General features: G+C 67.7%; 12 protein-coding genes. 8 read left to right on the top strand and 4 right to left on the bottom strand.

Features of this window, described 5'->3' with window-relative positions; genetic code table 11:
- A partial coding sequence (locus ACH0BU_RS12430; protein WP_500264088.1) for an RcnB family protein occupies positions 1 to 836 on the top strand: 836 nt, incomplete at its 5' end.
- 57 nt (positions 837 to 893) lie between these two features.
- Here the strand turns inward: ACH0BU_RS12430 and ACH0BU_RS12425 are convergent.
- Positions 894 to 1,682 carry an SDR family oxidoreductase gene (locus ACH0BU_RS12425; RefSeq protein WP_500264087.1) on the bottom strand — a complete coding sequence of 263 codons (789 nt, stop codon included), beginning with the start codon at positions 1,680 to 1,682 and terminating at the stop codon, positions 894 to 896.
- A gap of 140 nt (positions 1,683 to 1,822) precedes the next feature.
- Here ACH0BU_RS12425 and ACH0BU_RS12420 point away from each other — a divergent pair, with 140 nt between their 5' ends.
- From ACH0BU_RS12420 to ACH0BU_RS12410, 3 genes are all read left to right on the top strand, one after another.
- Positions 1,823 to 2,641, top strand: a complete 819-nt coding sequence (locus ACH0BU_RS12420; protein WP_350026599.1) for an SDR family oxidoreductase — start codon at positions 1,823 to 1,825, stop codon at positions 2,639 to 2,641.
- A complete protein-coding gene (locus tag ACH0BU_RS12415; protein ID WP_500264086.1) occupies positions 2,638 to 4,152 on the top strand; it encodes an MFS transporter in 1,515 nt (504 codons plus the stop codon). Before ACH0BU_RS12420 ends, ACH0BU_RS12415 begins: the two co-directional genes overlap by 4 nt.
- A 342-nt stretch (positions 4,153 to 4,494) precedes the next feature.
- On the top strand, positions 4,495 to 5,019 hold the full coding sequence (locus tag ACH0BU_RS12410) for a CHAP domain-containing protein (RefSeq protein ID WP_211095248.1): 525 nt from the start codon (positions 4,495 to 4,497) through the stop codon (positions 5,017 to 5,019).
- Positions 5,020 to 5,067: 48 nt separating this feature from the next.
- Here ACH0BU_RS12410 and msrB read toward each other — a convergent pair whose 3' ends face one another.
- A complete protein-coding gene (gene msrB, locus ACH0BU_RS12405; protein ID WP_500264085.1) occupies positions 5,068 to 5,532 on the bottom strand; it encodes a peptide-methionine (R)-S-oxide reductase MsrB in 465 nt (154 codons plus the stop codon).
- Positions 5,533 to 5,773: 241 nt separating this feature from the next.
- Here msrB and ACH0BU_RS12400 point away from each other — a divergent pair, with 241 nt between their 5' ends.
- Positions 5,774 to 7,033: a glutamate-5-semialdehyde dehydrogenase gene (locus ACH0BU_RS12400; RefSeq protein WP_500264084.1), complete on the top strand. Its 1,260-nt coding sequence runs from the start codon at positions 5,774 to 5,776 to the stop codon at positions 7,031 to 7,033.
- Positions 7,034 to 7,036: 3 nt separating this feature from the next.
- Here ACH0BU_RS12400 and ACH0BU_RS12395 read toward each other — a convergent pair whose 3' ends face one another.
- The gene (locus tag ACH0BU_RS12395) at positions 7,037 to 8,314 is read right to left on the bottom strand and encodes a methyltransferase family protein (protein WP_500264083.1); all 1,278 of its coding nucleotides are present in this window, start codon (positions 8,312 to 8,314) and stop codon (positions 7,037 to 7,039) included.
- 84 nt (positions 8,315 to 8,398) lie between these two features.
- Here ACH0BU_RS12395 and ACH0BU_RS12390 point away from each other — a divergent pair, with 84 nt between their 5' ends.
- On the top strand, positions 8,399 to 8,881 hold the full coding sequence (locus tag ACH0BU_RS12390) for a free L-methionine (R)-S-oxide reductase MsrC (RefSeq protein ID WP_046407582.1): 483 nt from the start codon (positions 8,399 to 8,401) through the stop codon (positions 8,879 to 8,881).
- Between the two features lie 152 nt (positions 8,882 to 9,033).
- Complete coding sequence (locus tag ACH0BU_RS12385) at positions 9,034 to 10,077, top strand: RcnB family protein (protein ID WP_500264082.1); 1,044 nt, start codon at positions 9,034 to 9,036, stop codon at positions 10,075 to 10,077.
- A 46-nt stretch (positions 10,078 to 10,123) separates the two neighbouring features.
- Here ACH0BU_RS12385 and ACH0BU_RS12380 read toward each other — a convergent pair whose 3' ends face one another.
- On the bottom strand, positions 10,124 to 10,576 hold the full coding sequence (locus tag ACH0BU_RS12380; protein WP_046407584.1) for a universal stress protein: 453 nt from the start codon (positions 10,574 to 10,576) through the stop codon (positions 10,124 to 10,126).
- A gap of 108 nt (positions 10,577 to 10,684) precedes the next feature.
- On the opposite strand from ACH0BU_RS12380, the gene ACH0BU_RS12375 reads away from it, so the two are divergent.
- On the top strand, positions 10,685 to 12,037 hold the full coding sequence (locus ACH0BU_RS12375; protein ID WP_500264081.1) for a pyruvate dehydrogenase complex dihydrolipoamide acetyltransferase: 1,353 nt from the start codon (positions 10,685 to 10,687) through the stop codon (positions 12,035 to 12,037).
- Position 12,038: the final 1 nt, after the last annotated feature.

Raw genomic sequence — 12,038 nt, 5'->3', positions numbered from 1 at the left:
ATGCCGAGCCGCGAGAGCCGGCTGACGAATTTCTCGCGCGGCGGCAGCATCATGGGGGCGGCGGGCGTCAGCGCGCGGAGCGGCCGACCCCGGCGCAACGTCCCGCACCGGCCCAGCGCCCCGCGCGGCCCGATGGCGGACGGGCGGACGCATGGCAACGTGCGCAGCAGCAGGCGCCGACTCGCAATTACCGGCAGATCCGTCCGCAGCAGGGCGCGCAGGCGCCGCGCCCGGAGCAGGTCCGTCCGGACCGCAATGCGGGACGTGACCGCGAGGCGTGGCAGCGCAACCGCCAGGCGGAGGCGCAGCGTAACTGGGCGCGCAGCGGCGCGGACTGGAATGACCAGGCCCGCGATTCCGCCCGCCGGGCCCAGTGGAACGATCAGCGCCGCTGGGATGGCCAGCGCGGCCGTGATGATCGCGACGGATGGCAGCGCAACAGCTGGCGTGCGGGGAATTTCGACCGTGGCTATCGCAACGATCGAAATTGGGATCGCAACTGGGACCGCAATCGGGATCGGGGCGGGTGGAACCGCGACTGGCGGCGCGACAGCCGCTATGACTGGGCACGCTGGCGCAACAGCAACCGCAACGCCTTCCGCCTGCCGCGCTATTATGCGCCCTATGGCTGGAACCAGGGGTATCGCCCGTTTGGCATCGGTGCGGTCCTGACCGCCGGGCTGTTCGCGCAAAGTTACTGGATCAACGATCCCTGGGCCTATCGCCTGCCGGAGGCGTATGACGATTTCCGCTGGGTGCGCTATTACAATGATGCGCTGCTGGTGGACGTCTACACCGGCGAAGTGGTCGACGTGATCCAGAACATCTTCTGGTAAGAAAAAGGGGCGGGTGGCCGAGCCATCCGCCCCGTTCTTTGGGTAATCGAGGACCGTTCAGGCGTCGATGCTGGTGCCGAGCGACGCGTTGACCAGGCCCCCGTCGACGACGAGCGTATCGCCGACCACATAATCGCTGGCGCGGCTGGCGAGGAAGATCGCGGCGCCGGCCATGTCATCGAAATTGCCGATCCGGCGCATCGGAATGCCCTTTGCGACCGTGTCGCCATGGTCGCGCGCGGCGCGGTTCATCTCGCTGGCGAAGGCGCCGGGGGCGAGGCTGGTGACGATGATGCCGTCCTTGATCAGCCGCGCCGCCATCCGCTTCGTCAGGTAGATCAGCGCCGCCTTGGAGGCGTGGTAGCTGTAGGTATCCCACGGATTGAGGCGCAGGCCGTCGATCGAGGTGATGTTGATCACCTTTGACGGGGCATCATGGCTGGCCTTCACCTTCAGCAACTCATGCAGCGACTGGGTGAGGAAGAAGGGCGACTTGACGTTCAGGTCCATGACCTTGTCCCAGCCGGCCTCCGGGAACTCCTCGAACGGCACGCCCCAGGCTGCGCCCGCATTGTTCACCAGGATGTCGAGATGGTCCTCCCGCTCGGCCAGCGCCTTGGCCAGCGCGCGGCAGCCGTCGACCGTCGACACGTCCATCGGCAGCGGGATGCAGTTGGGGCCGAGCTCGGCCGCGGTTTCCTCGCACGCTGCCGCCTTGCGCGACGAGATATAGACCTTCGCGCCCTGTTCGATGAACGCCTTGGCAATGATCTTGCCGATGCCGCGGCTGCCGCCGGTGACCAGCGCGGTGCGCCCTTTCAGGCTGAAAAGATTGTTCAGGCTCATCGTGATCCCTCCTCGTTTGCGGTGGGGCTAGCGAGCGCGCCGAAAGACGGCAAGCGGCCTACCGCTTTTTCGAACAGGTTATGATTGACGAAGGGCAGCGCCATACTATGCTGCCGAAAACAGAAAGACAGGACGAGAGGATGCGCTTTTCGGGTAAGCGTGCCGTGGTGACAGGCGGCGCGTCCGGCATCGGACGTGCGACTGCGCTGCGGCTGGCGGAAGAAGGAGCCGAGGTCTGGATCGGCGACATCGACGAGGAAGGTGGCGAGGAGCTGGCGAGCACCTCCAACGGCAAGATCCATTTCCGACGATGCGACGTCACCAACGAAGGTGACATCAAGGCGCTGATCGAGGCGCCGGGTGAGCTGGACGTCCTGTTCAACAATGCCGGCGCCGGCGGGGCGCCGGAAAAGATCGACGAAATGCCGGCCGATGGCTGGGACCGCACCCAATCATTGCTGCTGCGATCGGTGGCGCTGGGCATCCGATATGCCGCGCCGCTGATGGCGAAGCGCGGCGGCGGGGCGATCGTCAACACCTCAAGCGTCTCTGCCCTGGGCACCGGCTATGCGCCGATCGCTTATTCCACCGCCAAGGCCGGGGTGCTGCACCTGTCGAAGCTGGCGGCCGCGGACCTTGCCAAGGACAATATCCGCGTCAACGCGGTAATCCCCGGCTTCATCACCACCAACATCTTCACCCGGCACCTGAACGTGCCGGCCGACAAGCTGGAGCTGGCGAACCAGGCGATCGCGCAGGTGGCCGCGCACGCGCAGCCGGTGAAGCGGGCGGGGCGGCCGGAGGATATCGCCGCGGCGGTCGCATTCCTGCTGAGCGACGAGGCCGGGTTCGTCACGGGCACACATCTGGTCGTCGATGGCGGCATCACCATCGGCACACGGCAAAGCTGGGATCCCGAACAGCCCGGGCTGTTCGCGGCGCTGGAGGCATTTCAATGAACGCCACAATCGCGAGTACCGCCACCGTCGCGGTGCCCAGTCCGGCGCCGGCGCGTCGCCTGCGCCCGGGAACGATGGCCAGCTATGGCTTCGGCGCCGCGGCCTATGGCGTGAAGGATTCGGGCTTCGGCACGTTCCTCCTGCTGTTCTACAACCAGGTGATCGGGGTGCCGGCCGCGACGGTCGGCTTCGTCATCATGCTGGCGCTGATCATCGACGCCTTTGTCGATCCCACGATCGGCTTCCTGTCCGATCGCACGCGTACGCGCTGGGGACGGCGGCATCCGTGGCTGTACGGATCGGCGCTGCCGATCATGCTGGGCTGGATCCTGCTGTGGAACCCGCCGCAATCGTCGCAGGCGGCGACGCTCGGCTGGCTGTTCGCGGTCGCCGTGCTCGTGCGTAGCGCTGTCAGCGCGTATGAAGTGCCGAGCCAGGCGATGGCCGCGGAGCTGAGCGCCGATTATGACGAGCGGACGCGGATCATGGCCTATCGCTACCTGTTCGGCTGGGCCGGCGGGCTGGTGATGCTGATCGCGGCCTATTGGGTGTTCCTGTCGCCGACGCCGGAATATCCCAACGGCCTGCTCAATCCCGCGGGGTACAAGGGATTTGCCGTCGCCGGCGCGATCTTCATGGGGATCGCCATCCTGACGTCGGCGATGGGCACCCATCGCGAGATCCCGAACCTTCCGTCGCCGGTGATCGAGAAGCAGACGCTGAAGCAGAATTTCGCCGACCTGTTCCAGACGCTGAACAACAAGGCGTTCGTGATCCTGATGATCGCCGGGCTGTTCGTGTTCACCAACCAGGGCATCACCTACGCGATCTCCAATTATCTCTACACCTATGTGTGGGGGTTCACGACGGTCAGCTTCCTGGGGCTGACGGTGCCGACCTTCGTGCCGCTGAGCATGGTGTTGTTCGGCGGCGTGCTGGTGGCGTTTGTCGTCGCGCCGCGGATCGGGGCGGTGACGAGCAAGCCCAAGGCGGCGTCGACCGCAGCGATCCTGGCGATCATCATCGGGACCACGCCTTATTGGCTGCGGCTGGCCGGCATGTTCCCGGGGCCGGAGAACCCGATGATGCTGCCGCTGCTGTTCGGCATGCTGGCGGCGGGGACGGCGGCGAGCGTGACGGCGCACATCCTGGGGGCATCGATGATGGCCGATGTGGTGGAGGATTCCGAGCAACGCACCGGGCGACGTTCCGAGGGCGTGTTCTTCGCGGGCAGCTTCTTCATCCAGAAGTGCACCAGCGGCGTCGGCATCTTTGCCACCGGGCTGATCCTGGCGGCGGCGAACTTCCCGGCGAAGGCGGTGCCGGGACAGGTGCCGGTCGCGGTGCTGGATCGCCTGACAATTATCTACATCATCTGCGCCACGGCGCTCGCGCTGATCGCGGCGTTCACCTACCGCGCCTTCCCCTTCGGGCGGGCCGAGCATACCGCACGGCTGGAGGCGCTCCGGATGCAGGCGCTGGACGCCGAGCGGATCGACCCAGTGCCGTAAGCACCTGCGCCAGCGATGAGGTGGAGGAGCCCTCGGGATAACCCCGAGGGCTCTTCTGTCTGGGGCGAATCCAATCGGAGTAAATGCAGGCGGAAACGGCGGTTTTTCAGCCTGCGGGAGCGTGAGAAGCGGCGGGCGGCTGCCGCCGGATGGTTAAAATACGGATAGTTTTGCTGTTCGTCGGCGCCGCAACACCGTTCATCGGAATTGGTTCCCGCAACTATTGGTATTCGGCGGAACCCCCCGTAGCTGGACTGCAACGAACGTCGGTTTGGCCGGGGGGTCGCAGTGCATTTCAAGTCTTTGACGGCGCGTTTGGCGCTGGTGGTGTCGTGCGGCCTGATGACCGCGACCGCAGCCAATGCACAGTTCTGGCAGTGCGCACCTTATGCCCGTGAGATCTCTGGCATTCAGATTCACGGCAACGCCAATACCTGGTGGGGCCAGGCTGCCGGTCGCTACGAGCGCGGCAATACGCCCAAGGTCGGCGCGGTGCTTTCCTTCCAGTCGACCCGCCGCATGCGCGTCGGCCATGTCGCGATGGTCAGCCAGGTCGTCAGCGATCGCGAAGTGCGCCTGACCCACGCCAATTGGTCGCGCCGCGGCAAGATCGAGCGCGATGTGCGCGCGATCGACGTGTCCCCGGCCGGTGACTGGAGCATGGTCAAGGTGTGGTATGCGCCCAACGGCGGCCTTGGCACGTCCGACTATCCGACCAACGGCTTCATCTATGCCGATGGCGCCGCCGGTGCGCCGGTGATCCAGGCCGGCAAGGGCGAGGGTGCCGACGAGACGCGGCTGGCCAACCTGGCGATCGCGTCGGCCGCATCGGTGCCGGTCAGCGGCGGCGTTTCGGTTTCGGACTGATCCCGGGCGGGCGCCAGAGCGCCCGTTCCTGACCCCCAGCGCTGCGAATCAGGCGGCGTGAAACTGTAGCGCGGCCCCGTTCATGCAATAGCGCTTCCCCGTCGGCGGCGGGCCATCGTCGAAGACGTGACCCAGGTGGCCGCCGCAGCGCGCGCAATGCACCTCCGTCCGCGGGATGCCGAGCGAGAAATCCCGCCGCGTTCCCACCGCATGGCGCAGCGGCGCATAGAAGCTGGGCCAGCCGGTGCCGCTGTCGAATTTGGTCCGCGAGGAAAACAGCGGCTGGCCGCAACCCCCACAACGAAAGATACCGGCGCGCTTCTCGCGATCCAGCGGGCTGGAGAAGGGGCGCTCGGTCGCCTCCTGCCGCAGCACGCGATAGGCCGCGGGCGACAGGCGCTGGCGCCATTGTTCGTCGCTGAAGCGGACGGGGAAGCTTTCCGCGGCGGCGGGTGAGGCGCGGCAGGCGCCGAGTGCCGTTGCCGCGGCTCCCGCGCCGAGCACAGCCAGCATCTGCCGTCGATCGAGCGTCTGCCACATGGGTTTCGATATAGTGCGGGCAGGCGCGGCATCACAGGGGCTGGGAAGCGCGCGTCCAGCGTCAGGTGATCGGGCGAGGAGCCCAGGTGCCGGCGTTACTGGAATGCTGGCGGGTGCCTGTTTCGCTGCCACGATGCCCGACGGCCGGGGTGCGCGCTGATCCGGGGGACCACAGCTACTCGTCCGCAACGCCCTGGCATGGTAGATGTCGGCCATGCTGGATCCGTTGTCCCCGTCTGCCCTGATCGCCGACCTCGCCACCAAAGCGCGCGCGGCGCAGCGCGTGCTGTCGCGCACCAGCACGGAGGAGCGGCGCGCCGGCGTGCGTCAGGTCGGGCAGGCGCTGCGAGCGGCGTCCGAAGACATTCTGCACGCCAATCGACAGGACGTTGCGCGAGCGGAGGCGGCGGGGCTGTCGGGGGCGATGCTGGATCGTCTGCGGCTGGACCCGGCGCGGGTCGCGGCGATGGCGGATGCGGTCGAAGCGGTGGCCGGGCTACCCGATCCCGTCGGCCAGATCATCGACACGGCAACGCGCCCCAACGGGCTGCGCCTGTCGCGCGTGCGCGTACCGATCGGGGTGATCGGCATCATCTACGAAAGCCGGCCCAACGTGACCGCCGATGCCGCGGCGCTGTGCGTGATGTCGGGCAATGCCGTGCTGCTGCGCGGGGGATCGGAGGCGCGTGACAGCAATGCCGCGATCCATCAGGCCTTCTGCGAGGGGCTGGCGGCGGGCGGTCTGCCGGCCGATGCGGTGCAGCGTGTCGCCACGACCGATCGCGCGGCGGTGGGCGCGATGCTGGCGGCGGACGGGTTGATCGACATGATCGTGCCGCGCGGCGGAAAAAGCCTGGTCGCACGCGTCCAGGCGGAGGCGCGGGTGCCGGTTCTGGCGCATCTCGACGGGATCAACCACCTGTTCATCCACCGATCCGCTGATCCGGTGATTGCAACCCGGATCGTGGTCGATGCGAAGATGCGGCGCACCGGCATTTGCGGGGCGACCGAGACGTTGCTGATCGACGCTGGCTACCCCGAGCCGGGTGCGCTGATCGCCGCGCTGGCGGCGGCGGGGTGCGAGGTGCGGGGCGACGAGCGGATCGCGTCGGTTGCCGATGTTGTCCCGGCGACCGAGGAGGATTGGGACACCGAATATCTCGACGCGATCTGTTCGGTCGCGATGGTCGATGGGCTTGAGGGCGCGCTGGCGCATATCGCCCGGCACAGTTCGCACCATACCGATGCGATCGTCGCGTCGGACGAGGCGGTGGCAGAGCAGTTCCTGGCCGAAGTCGACTCCGCGATCGTGCTGTGGAATGCGTCGACGCAATTCGCCGACGGCGGCGAATTCGGGCTGGGCGCCGAGATCGGCATCGCGACCGGCCGGCTTCATGCGCGCGGGCCGGTCGCGCTGGAGGGGCTGACGACCTACAAATGGGTCGGCGTGGGGACGGGGCAGGTGCGCGGCTGAACGTCAGCGCCCGCCGACCCATCGGAAGAAGCGCGGCACCGGCGCGTTGCGGCTCATCCAGGCGCTATATCCCTGATAGGCGGGGTCGGCCGACAGGTGCCGCTCCTCCGTCCGGGCACGCCAGTAATAGACGCCGCTGACCGCCGCGAGGATCAGCGTGGCACGCGCCGCGTCGGCCAGCGAGCCGGTCGAGAGCAGCGGGATCGTCGAGACCCACCAGAACAGGTTTTTGGTCAGATAGGCCGGGTGGCGTGACCAGGCGTAGGGACCATGCGTCAGGATGCCGCGGTGCGTCAGGTTGGAGAAGCGCAGGCCGAAGGCGACCGTCGCCCAGGCGTAGATGCCGGTGAGCAGCACCAGCAGCGCGCCGACGAGCGCGAGCAGGACGGGATATCCCTGAAGCCAATAGGTCCAGTCGGCGGTGCCCGGGTGATAATCGAGCGGGCCGCCGGCATCCATGAGGATGAAGGGGGGATAGCAGATCAGCGCCGCGGCCCAGCCGGCGGCATAGGGGTTCGCGCTGCGGATATGCGCGTCGAGCGGCCGCATGGTGAGGATGTAGCCCACCGTCGCGAATGCCACGTCGATCACGAACATGAAGGTGATGAGCCAATTGGCGAGGCGCACCGGATCCGCGAGGATGCCGAAGGTCGGCGTCTGGATGAACTCGGCAAAACCGGGCGGGACGATGGCGAGCATGAACGCCAGGAAAAAGGCCTTCACCCCCCAGGCGCGCAGGTGGCCGTAGATCACGTCCGGTTCCGGCCGGGCAGTGTTGGTGAGCCATGCGCCGAGCGCCCAGGCGCCATCGCGTGGCTCGACCAGATAGCGGTCGAGCCATAGGACATAGGGTATCGACAGCACGAAGAGGGCGGGGGCGGAGGTGCCGAGGCACCACATGGCGAAGGCGAAATTGCCCTCCCAGTAGAACCGGCAGGTCGCGTAGATGAGCGCGATGCCCGCCCAGGTCGCCCACAGGCCGGCGAGTTTGACGAGGCTGACATCGATGGTGTCGCGCCACGGCCGCGCCGCTGCCCAGTCGATCCCGGTCGACGAACGGCGATGGACCTTGTCGACGAAGATCGACCAGAGGATCATCGGGATGCCGCAGGCGAGCAGGTTGACCAGCGCGGCATAAGGCCCGTCCATGCCGTAGGCGCGGGCAATCGCGATCCAGACGATCACCCCGACGAGCCCGGCAAGCCCGACGCCATGCGACACGGCGGACGCCGGGCGGGGCTCGGCGCGGCCGGCAGCGGCAACGATGGAATCGGCGATCATGCCACCCCAATAGCGCAACAATGGTAAGCGGCGCATGAAGGAAGGCCCTCGCGCGATGCGGCGCGGGCGACTACATCGCGCACCATGTATCAGTTCGACATTGCAGCCGGCGACAAGGCCGAGCTTTACCGTGACATCCTGTCGGCGCTGGACGCGCTGACCGCCGACGAGCCGGACGCGATCGCCAACATGGCCAATGCCGCGGCGCTGCTGTGGCAATATCTGCCCGACCTGAACTGGTCCGGCTTCTACCGCATGGTGGACGACACGCTGGTGCTGGGGCCGTTCCAGGGCAAGCCGGCGTGCATTCGTATCGCGGTCGGCGCGGGGGTGTGCGGCGCCGCGGCGGCGACGCGCGAGACCCAGCTGGTGGCCGATGTTCACGCCTTCCCGGGCCATATCGCCTGTGATGCGGCAAGCGCGTCGGAACTGGTGGTCCCGATTATTCATGAGGGCCGACTGGTCGGCGTCCTTGACCTCGACAGCCCCATTCCCGGGCGGTTCGACGCGCAGGATGCGCGAGGATGCGAGGCGATCGTCGCGTTACTGGCGCCGCGGATCGCCTGATACGAACGATGGTCGCGCCACGGTGCCTGTTCCGGATGCATCATTCCGGGACATTGGCCGTTGTGGCTAGTCCTTATCCATTTTGATATCATTCTTCCTGACGAGCGTCGGCAGTTGCCTTGCCGGTTGAATAAGTTCTGGGAGAATGGACGATGCGCGCACTCTTGGCGACGGCGGCGATCCTGTCGATCGCGACGAGCGCGGCGGCTGGCAGTCCCGATCGCCCCGACCTGCGCGCTGCAGCCGCCGAGCGACCGAGCGGCCCGCGTGTGCCGCCGCCCCCGGGAAGCCGCCGCTCGGCCGAGGCGCGGCGTGACGCCGGCGCGTCGCAGGCCGCGGTCACGTCGCCGTCGCGCTGGGGCGAGCGGTCCGAGGGACGCTGGTGGGCCGGGCATCGCGCGCCGGGCGGCTGGGACGCCTATCGCCGGCCGCTGCGGGGCTGGGCCTTGCCGACCTATTGGCTGTCGCCCGATTGGCGGGTGAACGACTGGGCCACCTATGGCTTGCCGCGGCCGCCGGAGGGCTATGTCTGGTCGCGTTATTATGACGACGCGGTGATGATCGATGCGCGCGGATCGGTGCACGACACGATCGGCGGCGTCGACTGGGACCAGTTTGACGATGTGCTGGTCGATTATGCCGATGTCGGCGCGATGCCGGGATATGACCGATTGGCCTATGCCGCCCCGACACTGCCAACGCCATCGCCACCGGCCCGCCCGTCGTCGCAGGGTGCGCCCTATGACGCACCGCGCCGAGCGGCAGCGCGCACACCCGAACCCGGCCCGGCGCAACGGACGGTGACGAGCGTTGGCGCAGGGCAGGTCGCGGGCACTGGTCAGCCTGCGGCACCCTATCGCGCGCCGGCGCCCCGCTACGGCGCGGACTATCCGGTTCCGGGAGCAGGCTATTCGGCGGCGACCGGTGGCTATCCTCCGGCCGTGGCAACGCGTGCGCCGGCCTCTTCGCCGGCAGCCGCTCCGCCCCCCGTGCAGCAGGTAACGGGTGTGGCGCCCGTCGTGGTGACGGCGGCACCGGGCACGCGGGTGCTCAGCACGACCACCACGACGCCGACGCCCGGCTATTATGCCAACGGCTATTATTATCCGGGGACGAGCATCACGACGATCACGGTGCAGGGGCAGCCGGTGACGACGACGACCAACACCACGTCGCCGAGCCAGGGGCGCCGCTGAGATTGGCGCCCGCGCCGCCGCGTCTCGCAGAGGCGACGCGGGTGGATCAGCTCAGCCGGTCGATTGCCTCGCGATCGAGATTGCCGGGGATGATCATCAGCGGTACCGGCAGCGTGCCCGCCTGACCTGCGAAGTGGGTGACGAGCGGCCCGGGCGGCCCGTCCGCGGCCGCGCCAAGCACCAGCGCGGCGACTTCGCGATTGGCGGCCAGCATCTCCCGGATGATCTTGGGACCATCGCCCTGCCGCACGGTGATGGAGGGGCGAAGGCCAGATTCTTCCAGCAAGGTACCGGCGGCCTTGGCCACCAGCCCCTCCGCATGGCGGCGCGCCTCATCCTCGATCGTGGCCTGCACGCCGCCAAAGGCGATGAACTCCTGCTGTTCGACCAAGGCGAGGATTTCCACGCCGCCGCCGGTCTTCACGGCGCGCCGGGCGGAGAAGCGAAGCGCGATCTCTGCCTCCGGGGTTTCATCAATCACGGTCAGATAGATGCGCATTATATTGTCTTCGCCCCTGTAAGGCGTCACTTATCCGCCTGCGGGGTTGACCGCGCAAGGCCTCGGCGCAAGAGACGGGCGCCCCGCCAGGAACCGCTGAGGACCTTCATGTCGATCGAGATCAAAATGCCCGCGCTGTCCCCCACGATGGAGGAAGGCACGCTGGCGAAATGGCTGGTGAAGGAGGGCGACTCCGTCAAGGCGGGCGACCTCATGGCCGAAATCGAGACCGACAAGGCGACGATGGAGTTCGAGGCCGTCGACGAGGGCGTCGTCGGCAAGCTGGTGGTTCCCGAGGGTACCGATGGCGTGAAGGTCGGCACGGTCATCATGCTGCTCGACGGTGAGGGTGAGGAAAGCGCGCCGGCGAAGAAGGACGCTGCCGCCGAGACCGCCGCCCCGGCGCCGAAGAAGGAGCAGGTCGACGCACCGGTCGATCGCGAAACCGGTGAGAAGGTGTCCGCAGAAAACCCTGAGAACAAGCAGCCGGCCGCTGAGGCCCAGGCTCCGGCCCAGGCATCAGCACAGCCGCAAGCCGCTGCCGCGCCGCGCCGCGATGGCGAGCGCGTGAAGGCCAGCCCACTGGCGCGCCGCATCGCCGCCGAGAAGGGCGTGGACCTGGCGACGTTGGCGGGATCGGGGCCGAACGGCCGGATCGTAAAGGCCGATGTGGAAGGCGCGCAGCCGGCGGCCGCGGCTGCGCCGTCGCAGGCCGCCAGCGCGCCAACCGCCGCGCCGGCCGCTGCACCTGCCCCGGCCCAGATCCCCGACATCCCGCATGAGACGACCAAGCTCAGCAACATGCGCAAGACGATTGCGCGCCGCCTGACCGAGTCGAAGCAGCAGGTGCCGCACATCTACCTCACCGTGGACGTGCGCCTCGACAAGCTGCTGAAGCTGCGGGCCGAGCTGAACGAGAGCCTGGGCGCGCGCGGCGTGAAGCTGTCGGTCAACGACCTGATGATCAAGGCGCTGGCCGCGGCGCTGGTGCAGGTGCCCAAGTGCAACGTGATGTACACGCCGAACGAGCTGGTCACGTTCAAGCGCGCCGACATCTCGGTCGCGGTGTCGACGCCGGAAGGGCTGATCACGCCGGTGATCACCGAGGCCGATACCGCGTCGCTGTCGTCGATCTCGACCCGGATGAAGGATCTGGCCGCGCGTGCCCGCGACAAGAAGTTGAAGCCGGAGGAATTCACCGGCGGCACCGCGTCCCTGAGCAACATGGGCATGTACGGGATCAAGCAGTTCGAGGCGGTGATCAATCCGCCGCAGGGCATGATCCTGGCGGTGGGTGCGGGCGAGAAGCGCCCGTACATCATCGACGACGCACTGGGCATCGCGACCGTGATGAGCGCGACCGGCAGCTTCGACCATCGTGCGATCGATGGTTCGGATGGTGCCGAACTGATGCAGGCGTTCAAGGCGCTGTGCGAAAACCCGCTGGGCATGCTGGCCTGAG

Origin of the sequence: Sphingomonas olei (assembly GCF_045369765.1) — a bacterium.
In the GTDB taxonomy this organism is placed as follows: Bacteria; Pseudomonadota; Alphaproteobacteria; order Sphingomonadales; family Sphingomonadaceae; genus Sphingomonas; species Sphingomonas panaciterrae.
This window is presented reverse-complemented; position numbering and strand designations above follow the sequence as displayed.